Source organism: Pantoea sp. UYEF8, from assembly GCF_040546285.1.
Taxonomy (GTDB): domain Bacteria; phylum Pseudomonadota; class Gammaproteobacteria; order Enterobacterales; family Enterobacteriaceae; genus Pantoea; species Pantoea brenneri.
Genome location: NZ_JBEPNM010000003.1, coordinates 163,098 through 182,572, shown reverse-complemented (window position 1 = coordinate 182,572; position 19,475 = coordinate 163,098). Strand labels below are relative to the sequence as shown.

Below are 19,475 nucleotides of genomic sequence, written 5' to 3'. Positions count from 1 at the left end.
TGTATGACCATTTCCTACAGCCGCTGGCCTGACGATCTGGCCGCGCGTTACCGCGAAAAAGGCTACTGGCTGGATTTGCCGATGACCGATATCCTCGAACGCCACCAACAGAGCGACAGCGTGGCGGTGATTGATGGCGATCGGCAGTTCAGCTATCGTCAGCTGGCCCGCTTAAGTGACAACCTGGCGGCGGCGTTGCAGCGTCGTGGCCTCAAACCGGGTGATACTGCGCTGGTGCAGCTCGGCAACGTGGCCGAATTTTACCTGACGCTGTTTGCGCTGTTTAAAATTGGCGTCGCGCCGGTTAATGCGCTGTTCAGCCATCAGCGTACTGAGCTGACGGCTTACGCCAGCCAGATTGCGCCCCGCCTGCTGATTGCCGATCGCAGCCATACGCTGTTTGCCGATGACAGTTTTATCAGCCAGCTGTGCCGCGATCATGACTCGCTGCAGCAGGTGATCCTGCGCGGTGACGGTCAGGCTGAAAACAGCCTTGAGGCGCTGCTGGCGGAAACGGCGGGCGATTTCGTTGCTACGCCGACCGCCGGTGATGAAGTGGCCTTTTTCCAGCTTTCAGGCGGCAGCACCGGCACGCCGAAACTGATCCCGCGCACCCATAACGACTACTATTACAGCATCCGCGAAAGTGACGTTATCTGTGGAGTGACTGCCGACACCCGTTATCTGATCGCCCTGCCCGCTGCGCATAATTTTCCGATGAGCTCACCGGGCGCACTGGGGGTCTTCTACGCGGGCGGACAGGTTATTCTGGCGGCCGATCCCAGCGCTACGCTCTGCTTCCCGCTGATTGAAAAGCATCAGGTAACCGATACCGGTCTGGTCCCGCCAGCCGTCAGTCTGTGGCTGCAGGCGATTCAGGAATGGGGCAGCAATGCCGCACTGGCTTCGCTGCAACGCATTCAGGTCGGTGGCGCGAAGCTGGGCGAAACCCTGGCGGCGCGCATTCAGTCAGAGATAGGCTGCAAACTGCAGCAGGTGTTCGGCATGGCTGAAGGTCTGGTGAACTACACCCGGCTCGATGATGATGAAACCACCATTCTGACCACGCAGGGCCGCCCGATCTCGCCGGATGATGAAGTGTGGGTGGCCGATGAACAGGGCAATCCGCTGCCGACCGGCGCCATTGGCCGTCTGATGACGCGCGGACCTTATACCTTCCGCGGCTACTACAACAGCCCGGAACATAATGCCGCCAGCTTCGATTCACAGGGCTTTTACTGCTCTGGCGATCTGATTGAGATCACCCCGCAGGGCAACATCATTGTTCAGGGACGTGAGAAAGATCAGATCAACCGCGGGGGCGAAAAGATCGCGGCGGAAGAGATCGAGAACCTGCTGCAACGCCATCCTGATGTGATCCACGCAGCACTGGTGTCGATGAACGATGAGCTGATGGGTGAGAAGAGCTGCGCCTTTATCGTGGCCCGTCAGCCGGTGAAACCGGTGGCGCTACGTCGTCACCTGCGTGAACTCGGGGTAGCGGAATTCAAACTCCCCGACCGTATTACCTGCGTAGATGCCCTGCCGCTGACCCCTGTCGGCAAGGTGGATAAAAAACGTTTGCGCCAACAACTTGCCGATCAACAAGCGCAAGCCTGATCTGTCCGGAGATTTTTCTATGGCTATTCCAAAACTGACCTCTTATCCGCTGCCAGCCGCCACTGAGTTGCCGACCAACAAGGTAAAATGGGCGCTGGAGTCGGGCCGTGCGGCACTGCTGATCCACGATATGCAGCGTTATTTCCTCAACTTCTGGGGCGTGAATAGCCCGCTGGTGGAGCAGGTAGTCGACAACATTGCCCGCCTGCGCCGCTACTGCAAAGCGCAGGGGATTCCGGTGTTCTATACCGCGCAGCCGAATGCGCAGAGCGATGAAGATCGTGCGTTGCTCAACGACATGTGGGGCCCGGGCCTGAATAAGCATCCCGATCAGCAGAAGATCGTGGACGCGCTGGCACCGGATGCCGACGATCATGTGCTGACCAAATGGCGCTACAGCGCCTTCCATCGCTCGCCGCTTGAGTCGATCCTGCAGGAGATGGGCCGCGATCAGCTGATCATCACCGGCGTCTATGCTCATATCGGTTGCCTGACCACCGCCACCGACGCGTTTATGCGCAACATCCAGCCGTTTATGGTGGCGGATGCACTGGCGGATTTCAGCCGCGACGAGCATATGATGGCGCTGACCTACACCGCTGGCCGCAGTGGCAAAGTAGTGATGACCGCCGACCTGATGCCGCTGCCGCTGAGCAAAGACGATCTGCGTGCGCTGATTCTGCCGCTGCTGGAAGATGACGACGTGCCGGAAGATGATGAAAACCTGATCGATTACGGTCTGGATTCGGTGCGGGTGATGGCGCTGGCGGCGCGCTGGCGTCAGGTGCACGGCGACATCGACTTTGTCAGCCTGGCCAAAAATCCGAGCATTGATGGCTGGTGGGCATTGCTGTCACGGGAGCCTGCGTAATGAGCCATTCGTTCGACTTCAGCGGAAAAATTGTCTGGATAACCGGTGCCGGCCAGGGAATTGGCTATCATACCGCGCTGGCGTTTCATCAGGCAGGTGCGCAGGTTGAAGCTTTCGATCAGCGTTTTCACGGCCACGACTATCCGTTTCCCTGCCATACGCTGGACGTGTCCGATCCTGACCAGGTGAAGACGCTCTGCCAGCGACTGCTGGCGACGCAGCCGCGTATTGATGTGCTGGTGAACGCGGCCGGTATTCTGCGGATTGGCGCGACCGATGAGCTGTCGTTTACCGACTGGCAGGCCTGCCTTAACGTCAATGCCGGTGGCGCGTTCAACCTGTTTCAGCAAACCCTGCCGGTGTTCCGGCAGCAGCGGGCGGGCGCAATTGTCACTATCGCCTCCAACTCAGCGCACGCGCCGCGTATTGGCATGTCCGCCTATGGCGCCTCAAAAGCCGCCCTGCGCAGCCTCTGTTTGACGGTGGGTCTGGAGATGGCACCGTATGGCGTTCGCTGCAATATCGTCTCGCCCGGTTCAACCGATACCGATATGCAGCGCAGCCTGTGGCATACGCCGACCGGTGAGCAGGAGATGATCGCGGGCTTCCCGGATCAGTTCAAACTCGGTATCCCGCTAGGAAAGATCGCACAACCGCAGGAAATTGCCGCTAACGTGCTGTTCCTCGCCTCCGATCTTGCCAGCCACGTCACCTTACAGGATATCGTGGTGGATGGCGGCGCAACCCTGGGAGCCTGATCATGTCAACGATCTGGAAACGATCTATCGATCTTGATGCCCTGAATGCGCTGGGGGAGAACTCGCTGGTGGCACATCTGGGGATCATTTTTACCGTAATCGGCGAGGATTATCTGGAAGCGACCATGCCGGTCGATGCCCGAACGCATCAGCCTTTTGGCCTGCTGCACGGTGGCGCATCCGTAGTACTGGCGGAGTCGATGGGATCGATTGCGGGCTATCTGGCCGTTGGGGAAGGCAGCAGCGTGGTGGGCGTGGAAGTGAATGCCAGCCATCATCGTGCGGTATCAAGCGGGTTGGTACGCGGCATTTGTCGTCCGCTGCATCTGGGCAAGCGCAGCCAGAGCTGGCAGATTGAGATTCGTAACGGTCGCGATCAACTGTGTTGCAGTGCCCGGCTGGGCGTGGCGGTAATGAGCTAACGCCGGTGTGATGCTCCCCTTTCAGGGCGAAAAGGGAGCATCGCGCATCAGCCGTGATTCGGTGATGCGCGCAGAGCGTTAGCGCTGATAGATAATTTCGACGCCTTCGTCGTCTTCATCATCCCACTCTTCATCCCACTCTTCATCTTCCACTTCAACCGCGTTTTCAATGGCTTCTTTGTGGTAATCATCCCACATGAACTCCACTTTCTCCGGCTGTTTCTCTTCGAGCTCGGCTTCTTTCGGGTTGGCGTTGATGAAGCTCATCACGTCCCAGCAGAGTTCGTTGACACCGGTACGGCTGGCTGCCGAGATCAGGTAATACTTCCCTTCCCAGCCCAGCGCGTCAGCGATCGCTTTGGCGCGTGACTGCGCTTCTTCTTCGCTCAGCAGGTCAATTTTATTGAACACCAGCCAGCGCGGCTTGTTGAACAGCTTATCGCTGTATTTTTCCAGCTCGCCGAGAATGATGCGCGCGTTTTCAATCGGATCGCTTTCATCGATAGGATCGATGTCGATCAGGTGCAACAGCACGCGGCAACGCTCAAGGTGTTTCAGGAAGCGAATACCCAGACCCGCGCCTTCGGCTGCGCCTTCGATCAGGCCAGGAATATCGGCCACCACAAAGCTCTGTTCGCTGTCCATACGGACCACGCCAAGGCTCGGGACCAGAGTGGTAAACGGATAGTCCGCCACTTTCGGTTTGGCTGCCGAGACGGCACGGATAAAGGTCGATTTACCGGCATTCGGCAAGCCCAGCATCCCGACGTCGGCCAGCAGCATCAGCTCCAGCTGCAGGTCGCGTTTTTCACCGGGCGTACCCATGGTTTTCTGACGCGGACTGCGGTTAACCGACGATTTGAAGCGGGTATTGCCCAGGCCATGCCAGCCGCCTTTGCCGACCATCAGTTTCTGGCCGTGGCGCGTCATGTCGCCTAAGGTCTCACCGGTACCCTGGTCGATGACCCGGGTGCCGACCGGCACTTTCACCACGATATCTTTGCCACGTTTGCCGGTACAGTCACGGCTCTGGCCGTTCTGCCCACGCTCGGCGCGGAAAGACTTTTCGAAACGATAATCGATCAGGGTATTAAGGTTTTCGTCAGCGATCAGGTAAACGTCACCGCCGTCACCACCATCCCCCCCGTCCGGGCCGCCTTTCGGGATATATTTTTCGCGGCGGAAGCTGACGCAACCATTACCGCCATCGCCGGCGACGACCAAAATTGTCGCTTCATCAACAAACTTCATTTTCTATCTCCGTCACACAATCGTCTGCAGCACTCTGCAAACGGGTCCGCCAGGGTCTTCTGCGCTGACCAGCGGCGGATAAATCAGGATTGGCTTTCGCCAGTGCGTACATAAAGTGTACAGCAATCTTTTGTGATGCGTTGCCTTTACGGCAACCGAGCGCAGAATGTAAAAAGCCCCGCAGCAGTTGCGGGGCCTTTAATTCGTGCGTTCAGACGTTAAACGTCTGCGTCACGACAACCTTACTCAGCAACGATGCTGATGTATTTACGGTTGTTCGGACCTTTGATTTCGAATTTTACTTTGCCGTCTGCGGTAGCAAACAGGGTGTGGTCACGACCACAACCTACGTTGTTACCGGCGTGGAATTTGGTGCCACGCTGACGAACGATGATGCTACCCGCCAGAACGGATTCACCACCAAAACGTTTTACACCCAGACGTTTTGCGTTGGAGTCACGACCATTTCGAGTCGAACCACCAGCCTTTTTATGTGCCATTTGTCAGATCTCCTCTTAGGCAGTGATGCCAGTGATTTTCACATCAGTGAACCACTGACGGTGGCCTTGCTGCTTACGGTAGTGTTTACGACGACGAAACTTAACGATCTTAATTTTCTCGCCACGACCATGAGCAACAACTTCCGCCTTGATCATACCGCCTGAAACCAGTGGCGCGCCGATTTTCACGTCTTCGCCATTGGCAATCATCAGAACCTGGTCAAACTCAATGGTTTCACCGGTTGCGATGTCCAGCTTTTCCAGGCGAACGGTCTGACCTTCGCTTACTCGGTGTTGTTTACCACCACTTTGGAAAACCGCGTACATATAAAACTCCGCTTCTGCGCTTGCCTTTTAGTTCATCAGGCGGCGCGCTAAATATTCACAATAGGGCGCGAATTCTACGCAAAACTCCAGGAGAAGACAAGAGCACTTTGCACTCTCTTGCAGAAAAAAAACACAGGCCGAACGCAAACGTTCCTCAACCAGAAAATTCAAGTACAATCAGTAACAGATTACCTGAACGCTGGCTGGGTAAAAGCACTTACCATGGCAGAGAAACGAGTCATAGCTGAAAAGACGAATGAACTTAGAACAGATTAATGAATTAACCGCACAGGATATGGCTGCCGTTAACCAGACCATCCTCGACCAGCTGAATTCAGATGTCTCGCTCATCAACCAGTTGGGCTATTACATCATCAGTGGTGGGGGCAAGCGTATCCGCCCCATGATCGCCGTGCTATCCGCACGCGCCATGGGTTACAAGGGCGATCTGCACGTTACCAATGCGGCGCTGATCGAATTTATCCATACCGCCACGCTGTTGCATGACGATGTGGTGGATGAATCCGATATGCGTCGTGGCAAAGCCACCGCCAATGCGGCGTTCGGCAATGCGGCGAGCGTGCTGGTCGGTGATTTTATTTACACCCGCGCCTTCCAGATGATGACCAGCATGGGCTCATTGCGCATTCTGGCGCTGATGTCGGAAGCGGTGAACGTGATTGCTGAAGGCGAAGTGCTGCAGCTGATGAACGTGAACGATCCTGACATCACGGAAGAGAGCTATATGCGCGTGATTTACAGCAAGACTGCGCGCCTGTTCGAAGCCGCATCGCAGGCGTCCGCGATTCTGGCTGAAGCCACACCGGAAGAGGAAAAAGCGCTGCAGGATTATGGACGCTATCTGGGTACCGCTTTCCAGTTAATTGACGATTTACTGGATTACAGTGCCGACGGTGAAACGCTGGGTAAAAATACCGGCGACGATCTGAGTGAAGGGAAACCGACGCTGCCGTTACTGCATGCGATGCAGCACGGATCGCCGGATCAGGCGAAAATGATCAGAGAAGCGATTGAGCAAGGCAATGGCCGGCATCTGCTGGAGCCGGTGCTGGAAGCGATGAATCAGTGCGGCTCGCTGGAATGGACGCGCAAGCGTGCGGAACAAGAAGCGGATAAGGCCATTGAAGCATTGAAAATCCTGCCGGAAACGCCGTGGCGCAGCGCGCTGGAGTCGCTGGCGCACATGTCCGTTCAACGCGACTTCTAATCCCTGACGGAGCCAGCCCTGGCTCCGTTTTTGTTTATCTGCTCCCACTTCTTTCACGCTTCTTTCTCTGGTTGCACCTCTTTTGCGCGGGTTCACGCAGATCTGGCTTAAGATCCAAATTTTACTGGAAACATATGGAATCTATTTGCTATAAATCCCACTAACTTTCCAGATAACATTGCAAAAAGGAAAGCCGTCGCCCGTGTGGGTGACGCAATAACACGGAAAAGGAGAACAGGTTTATGCAGAAAAGGATTGAAGACTGGCATCCCGCCGACATTATCGCCGCCTTACACAAGCGCGGCACGACTCTGGCCGCTCTGTCACGCTCGGCAGGCCTGAGTTCATCTACCCTGGCCAATGCGCTGTCGCGACCGTGGCCCAAGGGTGAGTGGCTGATTGCCGAGGCGATTGCTATCCATCCCGCGGAGATCTGGCCCAGCCGCTACTACGATGCCGATACGCATTGCCTGCTGGATCGTAAGAAACGGATCCGATCGCTGCCCGATCAACCTACCGATCACAGCGATCTTTAGTTCTTACCCGGCGAAAAAAAACCAGCTCCGGATGCCGGAGCTGGCTCATGGTCTTGCCGCAAAGCGGGATTACTCGTCGCCGCTCACGCGCTCAATGTTTGCACCCATCGCTTTCAGTTTATCTTCGATGTGTTCATAGCCACGATCGATATGATAGATACGATCGACCAGCGTGGTGCCTTCCGCGATGCAACCCGCCAATACCAGGCTGGCAGACGCACGTAAATCGGTGGCCATTACCTGCGCGCCAGACAGCGTTTCAACGCCGTGGCAAATCGCGGTATTGCTCTCAATTTCCGCGTGCGCACCCATACGAATTAATTCCGGGATGTGCATGAAGCGGTTTTCAAAGATGGTTTCGGTGATCAGGCCGGTGCCTTCCGCGACCAGGTTAAGCAGCGTGAACTGCGCCTGCATATCGGTTGGGAAACCCGGATGCGGTGCGGTGCGGACGTTAACCGCTTTTGGCCGCTTGCCGTGCATATCCAGACTGATCCAGTCTTCACCGGTTTCGATATCCGCACCCGCGTCACGCAGTTTCGCCAGTACGGCATCCAGCGTATCGGGCTGCGTTTTATGACACACCACTTTGCCACCTGAAATGGCAGCCGCTACCAGGAAGGTGCCGGTTTCAATACGGTCCGGCAGTACGCGGTAAACTCCGCCACCCAGACGTTCAACGCCTTCGATGGTGATTTTATCGGTGCCTGCGCCGCTGATTTTTGCGCCAAGGGTATTCAGGAAGTTGGCGGTATCGACAATTTCTGGCTCACGGGCGGCATTCTCAATCACCGTCGTGCCGGTCGCCAGCGTCGCGGCGCTCATGATAGTGACGGTCGCACCGACGCTGATTTTGTCCATCACGATCAGCGCGCCTTTCAGACGGCCGTTGACTGACGCTTTAACGTAGCCCTCTTCCAGTTTGATCTCGGCACCCAGTTGCTCAAGACCGGTAATATGCAGGTCGACCGGACGCGCGCCAATCGCGCAGCCACCCGGCAGGGAAACCTGTCCCTGACCAAAACGCGCCACCAGCGGGCCCAGCGCCCAGATCGAGGCGCGCATGGTTTTCACCAGATCGTAAGGGGCACAGAATACGTCCACCGCGCTGGCATCGACATGCACAGAACCGTTGCGCTCCACCTTCGCACCCAGCTGGCTCAGCAGCTTCATGGTGGTATCGATATCGCGCAGCTTCGGCACATTCTGGATCTCGACCGGCTCTTCAGCCAGCAGGGCAGCAAACAGAATAGGCAGCGCGGCGTTCTTCGCCCCGGAAATGGTTACTTCACCACTTAAGCGGGTGGGGCCTTGCACACGAAATTTGTCCATTAACACGGCTCTCAATTAACTAGCTAAAGGTCGGACTCGCGCACGGCGAGTTCACCAGGCTGACGGATCAGAAACCGTTGAGTTTACGGTCACGCGCCCATTCAGCGGGAGTATAGGTTTTGATGGAGACAGCATGAATGCGGTTATCCGCGATGAACTCCATCAGCGGCGCGTAAACAGCCTGCTGCTTCTTAACGCGGCTCAGCTCACCAAACAGTTCGCCGACGGCGATAACCTGAAAGTGGCTGCCATCATTGCTCATCACATGCACTTCATCTAAAGGCAATGCTGCCATCAGCACGGCCTGAATTTCACTGTTTTCCATTGCGCTTAACTTCACCTGATAATAATAAGGGAGACATCTTAGAGGAAAGCGGCTGACTCTTAAATACGCAAAAGCCCCTGTGTAAAACAGGGGCTTAGCGTAATGACCGGAAATCAGGCGCTTTTATCCGCAGAAACAATAATCTGTTGCAGATTGTAAAGGGTAATCAGCGACTGCAGTTTGTCGCTGATGCCGGCGAACCGGGGAGTAATGCCCTGGGCCCGGGCGATTTCACGCAGATGCACCAGCAGCGCCAGCCCGGAGGAATCGACCCGCTCCAGCGCGGCGACATCAATAATATCAACATCTTTGATCAGCGTGTCGCGCTGCTGCCACAGGCTGAGCAGCGTATCGCGGTCCAGCTCGCCTTTCAGTAATAGCGTGCTGGCTTCACGCTGCCAGCTTAACGATTCGCGCATTATTGCTGTTTATCCAGCGTAATCGGCTGCGCCGCGGATGATTTCAGCTGCGCGGTCAGGCCATCAATGCCTTTGGTACGTAACAGATCGCTCCACTCATTTTGCTTGGTGGTGATCATGCTGACACCTTCGGCGATCATGTCATACGCCTGCCAGTTGCCGGTCTGACTGTTCTTGCGCCACTGGAAGTCGAGGCGAACCGGAGGACGGCCATTCGGGTCGATAATCGAAACGCGGATTGCGACAATTTTAGCGTCGCCTAACGGCTGTTCAGGCTGAATCTGGTAGGTCTGACCGTGATACAACGCTAAGGCCTGGCCGTAAGCCTGTGCCAGATAATCACCAAAGGCGCTGAAGTAGGCTTCACGCTGTGCAGGAGTAGAGTCGCGGTAGTAGCGGCCCAGCACCAGTGCGCCGGCATATTTAATCTGCACATACGGCAGCAGTTCCTGACGTACGATGTCGCGCAGGTAGTTCGGGTCCTGCTTGATTTTCGGCTGCTCATTCTTAAGACGGGTAAAGGTCTTCTGCGCCGCTTCGTTCATCAGTTTGTAGGGATTGCTCTGGTCGGCTGCCGCATTGGCCGTCAGCGGCACCGCCACCACCAGCATGGCAATCATCAGTAAACGTTTAAACATAGTATACCCTCTTGTTTTAAGGTTGAGCCGGTACCGCAGGTGCGGCATTCTCGCTGCCCTGCGCATCCTTACTGTCATTATTTTGTTTGTTGTCGCCGCTCTTGTAGAGGAACTGACCAATCAGGTCTTCCAGTACCATCGCCGACTTGGTATCACGTAACGTGTCGCCATCTTTCAGCATCGACGAACCCAGTTCAGGATCGTCAAAGCCTAAGTTAAGCGCCAGAAATTGTTCCCCCAGCAATCCTTGTGTCCGGATCGCCAGCGAACTGGTGTCTGAAATTTTATTAGCGTACTGATCGCTGATGTCCATGGTGACACGCGGCAGCAGCGTTTTCGGTTCCAGTTCAATATCGGTTACCCGGCCAATCACCACGCCGCCAATTTTTACCGGCGAACTGGCTTTCAGGCCGCCAATATTGTCAAAGGTCGCGTAGAGCTTCCACGTCGGCTCGGTGCCCATCGACTTTAAATCGGCGACGCGCAGCGCAAGAAACAGCGCAGCCAGTAACGCCATGATCATGAAAATGCCAACCCAGATTTCGCTTTTTTTGCTTTGCATTGCATCAATTCCCAAACATCAGTGCTGTCAGCACAAAATCCAATCCGAGCACCGCCAGTGACGCGTGCACCACGGTGCGCGTCGTCGCGCGACTGATCCCTTCAGAGGTTGGAATCGCATCATAGCCGTTAAATAGCGCTATCCACGTTACGGTGATAGCAAACACCGCGCTTTTAATCAGGCAGTTAACGACATCGGTACGAAAATCAACGGCATTCTGCATCGCCGACCAGAAGAAACCAGGATCAATCCCTTTCCAGCTCACGCCGACCAGCGCCCCACCGGCGATACCCACCGCGGTGAAAATCAGCGTCAGCAGCGGCATGCTGATAAAACCGGCCCAGAAACGCGGCGACACCACCCGTCGTAACGGGTCAACCGCCATCATCTCCATACTGGAGAGCTGTTCGGTGGCTTTCATCAGGCCGATTTCGGCGGTCAGCGCGGACCCGGCCCGTCCGGCGAACAGCAGCGCGGTCACCACCGGTCCCAGTTCACGCAGCAATGACAGCGCCACCAGCATACCGAGACTGGTTTCTGCGCCGTAAGTGGTTAAGACCAGGTAACCCTGAAGGCCAAGCACCATGCCGATAAACAGACCGGAAACCACGATGATCAGCAGCGACAGCACGCCGACGCTATACAGTTGCTTAATCAGTAGCGGCGTGTGTCTGCGGAACGCTGGTTTGCCCACCAGCGCATGAAACAGCATTAATCCTGCGCGGCCAAAACTGGCGCACGTTTCAATTCCCTGACGTCCAAATGTCGCCAGCGCCTTCAACACCATTAGTTTAGTTACTCCCTGAGCCGGTTAAATCAGCGAGATAGTCGCCGGCAGGAAAACGGAATGGAACCGGACCATCCGCTTCTCCATCAATAAACTGGCGGACACGCGGATCGTTGTTTTCTCGCAGTTCCGGCGTGGTGCCGTGTGCGATAATTTTCTGTCCGGCCACGATATAGGCGTAGTCCGCAATACTTAATACTTCCGGTACGTCGTGCGACACCACAATACAGGTCAGTCCCAGCGCGTGGTTAAGTTCATCAATCAGCTTAACCAGCACGCCCATGGTAATCGGGTCCTGTCCGACAAAGGGTTCGTCGAACATAATCAGTTCAGGTTCTAAGGCAATGGCACGCGCCAGCGCAACGCGCCGCGCCATTCCGCCCGACAGCTCAGCCGGTTTCAGCTGGGCGGCGCCACGCAGACCGACCGCTTCCAGCTTCATTAACACCGTACTGTGCAGTAACGGAGCCGGCAGGCGGGTGTGTTCACGCAGCGGCCAGGCGACATTTTCATACACCGTTAAGTCGGTAAACAGCGCGCCTGACTGGAACAGCATGCTCATTTTTTTACGCGCCTCATACAACTTAGCGCGAGATAATGACGGGATGTTTTCGCCACGGAAATAGATTTCGCCACGGGTCGGCTGAAGCTGACCCCCAATCAAGCGTAGCAGAGTGGTTTTACCGATCCCCGAAGGTCCCATTATCGCTGTCACTTTGCCTTTCGGTACGGTCAGCGAAATGTCATCGAAGATTTGGCGATCTCCGCGCGAAAAACTCACGCCACGAACCTCGACCAGATTCGTCTGCTGCTGGATCATTATTACCTCTTGTAAGGATCGGGCGTAAACATGGGTTACGATGGTAGCCTGTTCGGTCCTGATTCACGATAGCTTTACAGAAACTTACCGCTAACATTTGGCGAAAACGGCCATTAAATTTACTTTTGCCTTTCAGACGGTCAAAATCAGCGCCTGTTATATCGCACAGAACCTGAAACCCACCGGACAAGGCGTGCCGGGCTGGGGTTTTTACGCAAGGATTTTTCATGTTCGTAGCTTCTGCACTGCTGATTATCGGTTTGCTTTTACTGGCTTATGGTGCCGATCGTCTGGTGTTTAGCGCCTCGATACTCTGTCGATCGTTTGGTATTCCACCCTTGATCATTGGCATGACCGTCGTCAGCATCGGCACCTCGTTGCCCGAGATGATTCTCTCCTTCTCGGCCGCGCAGCATGGCCAGATGGATCTTGCTGTCGGTACCGCGCTGGGCTCGAATATTACCAACATTTTACTGATCCTGGGTGCCGCTGCGTTAATGCATCCACTCAGCGTACACTCTAATCTGATTCGTCGTGAACTCCCTTTAATGCTGCTGGTGACGTTGCTCAGCGGTTTTATGCTGTTTGATAACCAGCTTAGCCGACTGGATGGCATTGGATTGATCGCCATCGCCGCGGTTTATCTGATGGTGGTGATCCGCATCGCGCGTAAAGCGGAACGTGATAACAACGACACCCTGACCCGTGAACAGCTGGCGGAATTACCGCGCGAAGAGAGCGGCAACACGGTGGCGTTTCTCTGGCTGGCCGTCGCCCTGATTATCCTGCCGATGTCGACCCGGATGGTGATCGACAACGCCACGGTGTTTGCCGACTATTTTGGCGTCAGTGAACTGGTGATGGGTCTGACGCTGATTGCCGTCGGCACCAGCCTGCCCGAGCTGGCGACGGTGATTGCTGGTGCGCTGAAAGGCGAAGATGATATCGCGATCGGTAACCTGATCGGCGCCAACATTTATAATATTGCTATCGTACTCGGCCTGCCGGCGCTGATGCATCCTGGCAGCATCGATTACCACGCGTTCGCCCGTGATTACTGGGTGATGCTCGGCGTCAGCGTACTGTTCGCCCTGCTCTGCCTGTTACGTCGCCGACGCGTTGGCCGTACGGCAGGCGCACTTTTACTCTGTGGTTTCTTCGTCTGGGTGACGCTGCTGTGGGTACAGCCAGCGTTCATGGACGGCTAACAAGGACAGACTGACCATGTCATATCAGCAACCGGCAGTTTTTGATTTCCAGCGCGCAGGCAAAGCGGTATTGCGCATCGAGCGCGAAGGTCTGGAGCAGCTCGATCAGTACATTAACGACGATTTTGCCCGCGCCTGCGCCCGGATTTACGCCTGCCAGGGTAAAGTGGTGGTGATGGGGATGGGCAAGTCAGGCCACATTGGCAAAAAAATGGCCGCCACCTTTGCCAGCACCGGCACGCCCGCCTTTTTCGTTCATCCGGCGGAAGCCAGCCATGGCGATCTCGGCATGGTCAGCAAGAATGACGTGGTGATTGCCATCTCCAACAGCGGCGAGTCGAATGAAATTCTCGCGCTGATTCCGGTGCTAAAGCGGCAGAATATCACCCTGATCTGCATGACCGGCCGGCCAGAAAGTGCGATGGCCCGGGCTGCCGATGTGCATCTGTGCGTCAGTGTCCCGCAGGAGGCGTGCCCGCTCGGTCTGGCTCCCACCAGCAGCACTACCGCCACGCTGGTAATGGGCGATGCGCTGGCCGTTTCACTGCTGGAAGCGCGCGGCTTCACCGCCGAAGACTTTGCGCTCTCCCACCCCGGCGGCGCACTCGGACGTAAACTGCTGCTGCACGTGGCCGATATCATGCACAGCGGCGATGAACTGCCGCACGTCACGCGCGATGCCTCGCTGCGTGATGCGCTGCTGGAAATTACCCGCAAAAACCTCGGGTTGACGGTGATTGTTGACGATCTGATGAAGATTGAAGGCATCTTTACCGATGGTGACCTGCGCCGCATCTTCGATATGGGTATCGATTTCCAGCGCGCCACCATAGGTGAAGTGATGACGCCAGGCGGCATTCGCGTGCGGCCGAACATGCTGGCGGTTGAAGCGCTCAACCTGATGCAAACCAAAAACATTACCTCGATCCTGGTCGCCGATGACGACCATCTGCTCGGTGTGGTACATATGCATGACATGCTGCGCGCTGGCGTAGTCTGAACAGGAAAAGACAATGCAACTGGCAACTCCCCCGATTGATACCTGCTATGGCCCGGTCAGCGCCGAGGTGATGGCTCGCGCCAGCCAGATTCGCCTGCTGATTTGCGACGTCGATGGCGTGATGTCCGACGGGGTGATCTACATGGGCAATAATGGTGAAGAGCTGAAGGCGTTTAATGTGCGCGACGGCTACGGTATTCGTTGCCTGCTGACCTCAGATGTGGAAGTGGCTATTATTACCGGCCGGAATGCCCGCCTGATGGAAGATCGCTGTAAAACGCTCGGCATTCGTCATCTTTATCAGGGACAATCGGATAAGCTTTTGGCCTATGGCGAACTTCTGGATAAACTGTCTCTTTCCGATCAACAGGTCGCCTATATTGGTGACGACCTGATCGACTGGCCGGTGATGGCAAAAGTGGGATTAAGCGTGGCGGTTGCGGATGCACATCCGGTGCTGTTGCCGCGCGCGCACTACGTGACGCGCATTGCGGGCGGACGTGGCGCGGTACGTGAAGTTTGCGACCTGATCTTAATGTCGCAGGACAAATTTGAGGATGCCAAAGGGCAATCAGTATGAGTAAAAGCAGGCGTTGGATGACGCTGATTCTGACCTTGATTGCACTGGTTTTAATCGGCTGGAATCTTACCAACCAGGATGAGAATACGCCGGTTGCCACCGATAACCAGGCACCGACCTATACCAGTGCGGATTCCCACACCGTGGTTTATAACCCACAGGGTGCACTGTCGTATAAGCTGGTTTCCGATAAAGTGACCTACTTTTCGGATCAGGAACTGAGCTGGTTCGATAATCCGGTGATGACCACCTACGACGAAAATAAAGTGCCGACCTGGACACTCCGTGCCGACAAAGCAAAGCTCACCAAAGATCGTATGCTTTATCTGTATGGTCATGTGGAACTGAATACGCTGACACAGGATTCCCAGCTTGACCGGGTCAAAACCGACAATGCGCAGGTTAACCTTGTCACTCAGGACGTTACCTCTGACGACCAGGTGACGCTGTATGGCCGCAGTTTTAACTCCACCGGCATGAAAATGCGCGGCAATTTACGGACAAAAAACGCCGAGTTAATCGAAAAGGTCAAAACTTCTTATGAAATTCAAAATGAACAAAAATAGCCTTAAGCTTTTACTCGCCAGCATGCTGCTGGCGAGCAGCGTGCCTGCGCTGGCCCTGACCGGTGACTCGGATAAGCCCGTCAATATTGACTCGCAGAACCAGGCGCTGGATCTGCAGGGCAATGTCGCGACCTTTACCGGCAACGTTATCGTCACTCAGGGTTCGATCAAAATCACCGCTGATAAAGTGGTGGTGACCCGTCCGGGCGGCGACAGCAAGAAAACCATCGTCGATGCGTACGGCAATCCTGCCACCTTCTACCAGATGCAGGACAGCGGCAAACCGGTGCAGGGCCATGCGGCAAAACTGCACTATGAACTGGCTAACGACTTTGTTGAACTGACCGGCAACGCCTTCATTGAGCAGCAGGACAGCAACATCAAGGGCGATCGCATTACCTATCTGGTGAAAGAGCAGAAAATGCAGGCTTACAGCCAGGGCCAGAATAAGCGCGTCACCACCGTGCTGGTGCCGTCGCAACTGCAGGATAAAGGTTCGTCCAACAGCGGAAAGAAGAGTAACTGATAGCTATGGCCACATTAATCGCAGAAAACCTGGCGAAGGCATATAAAGGCCGTCGCGTGGTAGAAGATGTCAGTCTGCAGGTAAAGTCCGGCGAGATTGTCGGCCTGCTGGGTCCCAACGGTGCCGGTAAAACCACCACCTTTTACATGGTGGTCGGCATTGTGCCGCGCGATGCGGGCCGCATTATTATCGATGACGAAGATATCAGTATCCTGCCGCTGCATGCCCGTGCGCGTCGCGGTATCGGCTATCTGCCGCAGGAGGCCTCTATTTTCCGTCGCCTCAGCGTCTACGATAACCTGATGGCGGTTCTGCAAATCCGTGACGACCTCACCGAAGAGCAGCGTCAGGATCGCGCCAACGAGCTGATGGAAGAGTTTCACATTGAGCACCTGCGCGACAGCATGGGTCAGGCGCTCTCCGGCGGTGAACGTCGCCGGGTCGAGATCGCCCGCGCGCTGGCCGCCAACCCTAAATTTATCCTGCTGGATGAACCGTTTGCGGGTGTGGACCCGATCTCGGTCATCGACATCAAGAAAATCATTGAGCATTTGCGTGACAGCGGCCTTGGCGTGTTGATTACCGACCATAACGTGCGCGAAACCTTAGCGGTGTGCGAACGGGCATATATCGTCAGTCAGGGCCACCTGATCGCGCACGGTACGCCGAATGAAATTCTGGCAGATGAGCAGGTTAAGCGGGTTTATTTGGGTGAAGAGTTCAGACTCTGATAAGGTGTCGTAAATACTGATGTTTACCTGGGAACTACCATCCTGTCTATGAAGCAAGGTTTGCAACTCAGGCTCAGCCAACAGCTGGCGATGACACCGCAGTTGCAGCAGGCGATTCGTCTGCTGCAACTCTCTACGCTTGAACTCCAGCAGGAGTTACAGCTGGCACTGGAAAGTAATCCGCTGCTTGAACAAACCGACCTGCATGATGAAATCGACTCTCGTGAGGCTCCCGAAGGCGAAGCGCTGGATACCCGTGAAGCGCTTGAGCAGAAAGAGATGCCTGACGAGCTGCCGCTGGACGCGACCTGGGACGAAATCTACACCGCCGGCACGCCATCCGGGACCGGTACCGATTATCAGGATGATGAGTTACCGGTTTATCAGGGCGAAACCACCCAGTCACTGCAGGATTACCTGATGTGGCAGGTTGAGCTAACGCCATTTAGCGATACTGACCGCGCCATTGCCACTTCGATCGTGGATGCGATCGACGATACCGGATACCTCACCGTTTCGCTTGACGAGATCCTCGACAGCATCGGCAACGATGAGCTTGAGGCCGATGAAGTCGAAGCGGTGCTGAAACGCATTCAGCGCTTTGATCCGGTTGGCGTCGGTGCGCGCGATCTGCGCGACTGTCTGCTGGTGCAGCTGTCACAATATACGCCCGAGACGCCGATGCTGGCGGAAGCCCGCCTGATCGTCAGCGAACATCTGGATCTGCTGGCCAACCACGATTTTCGCAGCCTGATGCGGGTGACGCGCCTCAAAGAAGAGGTGCTGAAAGAGGCGATGATGTTAATTCAGTCGCTGGACCCGCGTCCCGGTCAGTCAATTAATACCGGTGAACCGGAATATGTGATCCCCGACGTGCTGGTGCGGAAAGTCGGCAGCCGCTGGACGGTTGAACTGAACGCCGACAGCGTCCCGCGCCTCAAGATCAACCAGCAGTATGCCGCCATGAGCGGGGCGACGCGTAACGACAGCGACAGTCAGTTCATTCGCAGCAACCTGCAGGAAGCGCGCTGGCTGATTAAAAGCCTGGAAAGCCGCAACGATACGCTGCTGAAAGTGACACGCTGTATTGTCGAGCAGCAGCAGGCCTTCTTTGAACAGGGCGAAGAGTTTATGCGCCCGATGGTGCTGGCCGATATCGCCCAGGCGGTTGAGATGCACGAATCGACCATTTCCCGCGTCACTACGCAAAAGTATCTGCACAGTCCGCGAGGCATTTTTGAACTGAAGTACTTTTTCTCCAGTCACGTGAATACTGAAGGTGGCGGCGAAGCCTCATCGACAGCCATTCGCGCACTGGTGAAAAAATTAATCTCGGCGGAAAATCCAGCCAAACCCTTGAGCGACAGTAAACTCACCTCCATGTTATCTGATCAAGGGATCATGGTGGCACGTCGTACCGTCGCCAAATACCGCGAGTCTTTATCCATCCCGCCATCGAACCAGCGCAAACAGCTGGTTTGACAGAAATGAGAAGGAAGACCTATGCAGCTGAACCTTACCGGGCAAAATGTTGAAATCACCGCACCACTGCGCGATTTCGTCAGCGGTAAATTTGCCAAACTGGAACACTATTTCGAACATATCAATCAGGTTTATATTGTGCTGAAAGTTGAGAAAGTCACCCAGGTGGCTGACGCAACGCTGCACATAAACGGTGGCGAGCTGCACGCCACGTCCGAAGCGGAAGATATGTATGCGGCGATTGACGGGTTGATCGACAAGCTCGCCCGTCAGCTGACCAAACACAAAGATAAACTGAAAAAACACTAACCTTCACGCTAGCTACGCGCGCCTGCCGCGCAGAGCCGACAGGATGGGGCGGATAATCCGCCCCGTTTTGTCATCTAAGCAAGCGCCATTTACCGCCAGCATCTTGATACGCTGGTGGCTGATGGCCAGGTTAACTCGCAAGTGAAACGATAATGAACAACGATCTAACACTGGAATTGAGCACAGTGCTTTCGCCTGACTGCACCCGCAGCGGCGTACACTGCCAGAGCAAAAAACGCGCGCTGGAAATCATCAGCGAACTGGCCGCTAAGCAGCTCAACCTGCCGCACCAGACGCTTTTTGAAGCGATCCTCACCCGTGAACGCATGGGCAGTACCGGTATTGGCAACGGCATTGCCATTCCACACGGTAAACTGGAAGAGGATACGCTACGTGCTGTCGGGGTGTTTATCAGCCTTGAACAGCCGATCGCGTTTGATGCCGTTGATAATCAGCCGGTCGATCTGTTGTTTGCCCTGCTGGTACCGGCTGACCAGTGCAAAACTCACCTGCACACCCTTTCACTGGTGGCGAAGCGTCTGGCGGATAAAACCGTCTGTCGCCGTCTGCGCGCCGCGCAAAGTGATGAAGAGCTCTATGCCATTATCACAGAAGGCCAGTCAGAGCAGTAAAGCGTCTTTACCGGCCGCGTGCCGGTTTTAAAACGGGAGAGAAGG

At 55.6% G+C, this 19,475-nt stretch carries 25 protein-coding genes; 15 read left to right on the top strand and 10 right to left on the bottom strand.

Features of this window, described 5'->3' with window-relative positions; translation table 11 throughout:
* Positions 1–3 precede the first annotated feature (3 nt).
* From ABIB18_RS07190 to ABIB18_RS07175, 4 genes are read left to right on the top strand one after another with little or no spacing between them, the layout of a single operon-like run.
* Complete coding sequence (locus ABIB18_RS07190) at positions 4–1,620, top strand: (2,3-dihydroxybenzoyl)adenylate synthase (protein WP_031375430.1); 1,617 nt, start codon at positions 4–6, stop codon at positions 1,618–1,620.
* Between the two features lie 19 nt (positions 1,621–1,639).
* Positions 1,640–2,491 (top strand): isochorismatase family protein, encoded by an 852-nt coding sequence (locus ABIB18_RS07185; protein WP_354473892.1) that lies wholly within the window; start codon positions 1,640–1,642, stop codon positions 2,489–2,491.
* A complete protein-coding gene (gene dhbA, locus ABIB18_RS07180) occupies positions 2,491–3,249 on the top strand; it encodes a 2,3-dihydro-2,3-dihydroxybenzoate dehydrogenase (protein WP_031375432.1) in 759 nt (252 codons plus the stop codon). The genes ABIB18_RS07185 and dhbA overlap by 1 nt, the downstream gene beginning before the upstream one ends.
* A 2-nt stretch (positions 3,250–3,251) precedes the next feature.
* Positions 3,252–3,671, top strand: coding sequence for a hotdog fold thioesterase (locus ABIB18_RS07175; protein WP_354473891.1), 420 nt, complete (start codon positions 3,252–3,254; stop codon positions 3,669–3,671).
* A gap of 78 nt (positions 3,672–3,749) precedes the next feature.
* On the opposite strand, the gene cgtA is transcribed toward ABIB18_RS07175, so the two are convergent.
* The 3 genes from cgtA to rplU form a co-directional block, all read right to left on the bottom strand.
* The gene (gene cgtA / locus ABIB18_RS07170) at positions 3,750–4,922 is read right to left on the bottom strand and encodes an Obg family GTPase CgtA (RefSeq protein ID WP_089561300.1); all 1,173 of its coding nucleotides are present in this window, start codon (positions 4,920–4,922) and stop codon (positions 3,750–3,752) included.
* Between the two features lie 242 nt (positions 4,923–5,164).
* A complete protein-coding gene (gene rpmA, locus ABIB18_RS07165; protein WP_031375434.1) occupies positions 5,165–5,422 on the bottom strand; it encodes a 50S ribosomal protein L27 in 258 nt (85 codons plus the stop codon).
* Between the two features lie 15 nt (positions 5,423–5,437).
* On the bottom strand, positions 5,438–5,749 hold the full coding sequence (rplU, locus tag ABIB18_RS07160; protein ID WP_031375435.1) for a 50S ribosomal protein L21: 312 nt from the start codon (positions 5,747–5,749) through the stop codon (positions 5,438–5,440).
* A gap of 256 nt (positions 5,750–6,005) precedes the next feature.
* On the opposite strand from rplU, the gene ispB reads away from it, so the two are divergent.
* Together ispB and ABIB18_RS07150 are read left to right on the top strand one after the other, a co-directional pair.
* On the top strand, positions 6,006–6,977 hold the full coding sequence (ispB, locus tag ABIB18_RS07155) for an octaprenyl diphosphate synthase (protein WP_031375436.1): 972 nt from the start codon (positions 6,006–6,008) through the stop codon (positions 6,975–6,977).
* A 242-nt stretch (positions 6,978–7,219) separates the two neighbouring features.
* A complete protein-coding gene (locus tag ABIB18_RS07150) occupies positions 7,220–7,513 on the top strand; it encodes a helix-turn-helix domain-containing protein (protein WP_031375437.1) in 294 nt (97 codons plus the stop codon).
* Positions 7,514–7,582: 69 nt separating this feature from the next.
* On the opposite strand, the gene murA is transcribed toward ABIB18_RS07150, so the two are convergent.
* The 7 genes from murA to mlaF all read right to left on the bottom strand — a co-directional run bounded on the left by murA (position 7,583) and on the right by mlaF (position 12,396).
* The gene (gene murA / locus ABIB18_RS07145) at positions 7,583–8,845 is read right to left on the bottom strand and encodes a UDP-N-acetylglucosamine 1-carboxyvinyltransferase (RefSeq protein WP_031375438.1); all 1,263 of its coding nucleotides are present in this window, start codon (positions 8,843–8,845) and stop codon (positions 7,583–7,585) included.
* A gap of 67 nt (positions 8,846–8,912) precedes the next feature.
* The gene (gene ibaG / locus ABIB18_RS07140) at positions 8,913–9,170 is read right to left on the bottom strand and encodes a BolA family iron metabolism protein IbaG (RefSeq protein ID WP_010251880.1); all 258 of its coding nucleotides are present in this window, start codon (positions 9,168–9,170) and stop codon (positions 8,913–8,915) included.
* 113 nt (positions 9,171–9,283) lie between these two features.
* Positions 9,284–9,589, bottom strand: a complete 306-nt coding sequence (gene mlaB, locus ABIB18_RS07135) for a lipid asymmetry maintenance protein MlaB (RefSeq protein WP_031375439.1) — start codon at positions 9,587–9,589, stop codon at positions 9,284–9,286.
* The gene (gene mlaC, locus ABIB18_RS07130; protein ID WP_031375440.1) at positions 9,589–10,227 is read right to left on the bottom strand and encodes a phospholipid-binding protein MlaC; all 639 of its coding nucleotides are present in this window, start codon (positions 10,225–10,227) and stop codon (positions 9,589–9,591) included. Before mlaC ends, mlaB begins: the two co-directional genes overlap by 1 nt.
* Before the next feature lie 16 nt (positions 10,228–10,243).
* Entirely contained in the window at positions 10,244–10,789 is a 546-nt protein-coding gene (gene mlaD, locus ABIB18_RS07125; protein ID WP_031375441.1) for an outer membrane lipid asymmetry maintenance protein MlaD, read from the bottom strand.
* A 4-nt stretch (positions 10,790–10,793) separates the two neighbouring features.
* Positions 10,794–11,576, bottom strand: a complete 783-nt coding sequence (gene mlaE, locus ABIB18_RS07120; protein ID WP_031375442.1) for a lipid asymmetry maintenance ABC transporter permease subunit MlaE — start codon at positions 11,574–11,576, stop codon at positions 10,794–10,796.
* 4 nt (positions 11,577–11,580) lie between these two features.
* A complete protein-coding gene (gene mlaF, locus ABIB18_RS07115; protein WP_031375443.1) occupies positions 11,581–12,396 on the bottom strand; it encodes a phospholipid ABC transporter ATP-binding protein MlaF in 816 nt (271 codons plus the stop codon).
* 227 nt (positions 12,397–12,623) lie between these two features.
* Between mlaF and ABIB18_RS07110 the strand changes: the two genes are divergently transcribed.
* The 9 genes from ABIB18_RS07110 to ptsN all read left to right on the top strand — a co-directional run bounded on the left by ABIB18_RS07110 (position 12,624) and on the right by ptsN (position 19,430).
* Entirely contained in the window at positions 12,624–13,604 is a 981-nt protein-coding gene (locus ABIB18_RS07110) for a calcium/sodium antiporter (protein WP_069728788.1), read from the top strand.
* 16 nt (positions 13,605–13,620) lie between these two features.
* Complete coding sequence (gene kdsD / locus ABIB18_RS07105; protein WP_031375445.1) at positions 13,621–14,604, top strand: arabinose-5-phosphate isomerase KdsD; 984 nt, start codon at positions 13,621–13,623, stop codon at positions 14,602–14,604.
* Between the two features lie 13 nt (positions 14,605–14,617).
* On the top strand, positions 14,618–15,184 hold the full coding sequence (gene kdsC / locus ABIB18_RS07100; protein WP_031375446.1) for a 3-deoxy-manno-octulosonate-8-phosphatase KdsC: 567 nt from the start codon (positions 14,618–14,620) through the stop codon (positions 15,182–15,184).
* Positions 15,181–15,750 (top strand): LPS export ABC transporter periplasmic protein LptC, encoded by a 570-nt coding sequence (gene lptC / locus ABIB18_RS07095; RefSeq protein ID WP_031375447.1) that lies wholly within the window; start codon positions 15,181–15,183, stop codon positions 15,748–15,750. Before kdsC ends, lptC begins: the two co-directional genes overlap by 4 nt.
* Complete coding sequence (gene lptA, locus ABIB18_RS07090) at positions 15,725–16,276, top strand: lipopolysaccharide ABC transporter substrate-binding protein LptA (RefSeq protein ID WP_031375448.1); 552 nt, start codon at positions 15,725–15,727, stop codon at positions 16,274–16,276. The genes lptC and lptA overlap by 26 nt, the downstream gene beginning before the upstream one ends.
* A gap of 5 nt (positions 16,277–16,281) precedes the next feature.
* Positions 16,282–17,007: an LPS export ABC transporter ATP-binding protein gene (gene lptB, locus ABIB18_RS07085; RefSeq protein ID WP_031375449.1), complete on the top strand. Its 726-nt coding sequence runs from the start codon at positions 16,282–16,284 to the stop codon at positions 17,005–17,007.
* 48 nt (positions 17,008–17,055) lie between these two features.
* On the top strand, positions 17,056–18,489 hold the full coding sequence (gene rpoN, locus ABIB18_RS07080; protein WP_159223181.1) for an RNA polymerase factor sigma-54: 1,434 nt from the start codon (positions 17,056–17,058) through the stop codon (positions 18,487–18,489).
* Positions 18,490–18,510: 21 nt separating this feature from the next.
* Positions 18,511–18,798 (top strand): ribosome hibernation promoting factor, encoded by a 288-nt coding sequence (gene hpf, locus ABIB18_RS07075; protein WP_031375450.1) that lies wholly within the window; start codon positions 18,511–18,513, stop codon positions 18,796–18,798.
* A 152-nt stretch (positions 18,799–18,950) separates the two neighbouring features.
* Positions 18,951–19,430, top strand: a complete 480-nt coding sequence (ptsN, locus tag ABIB18_RS07070) for a PTS IIA-like nitrogen regulatory protein PtsN (protein ID WP_031375451.1) — start codon at positions 18,951–18,953, stop codon at positions 19,428–19,430.
* Positions 19,431–19,475 lie beyond the last annotated feature (45 nt).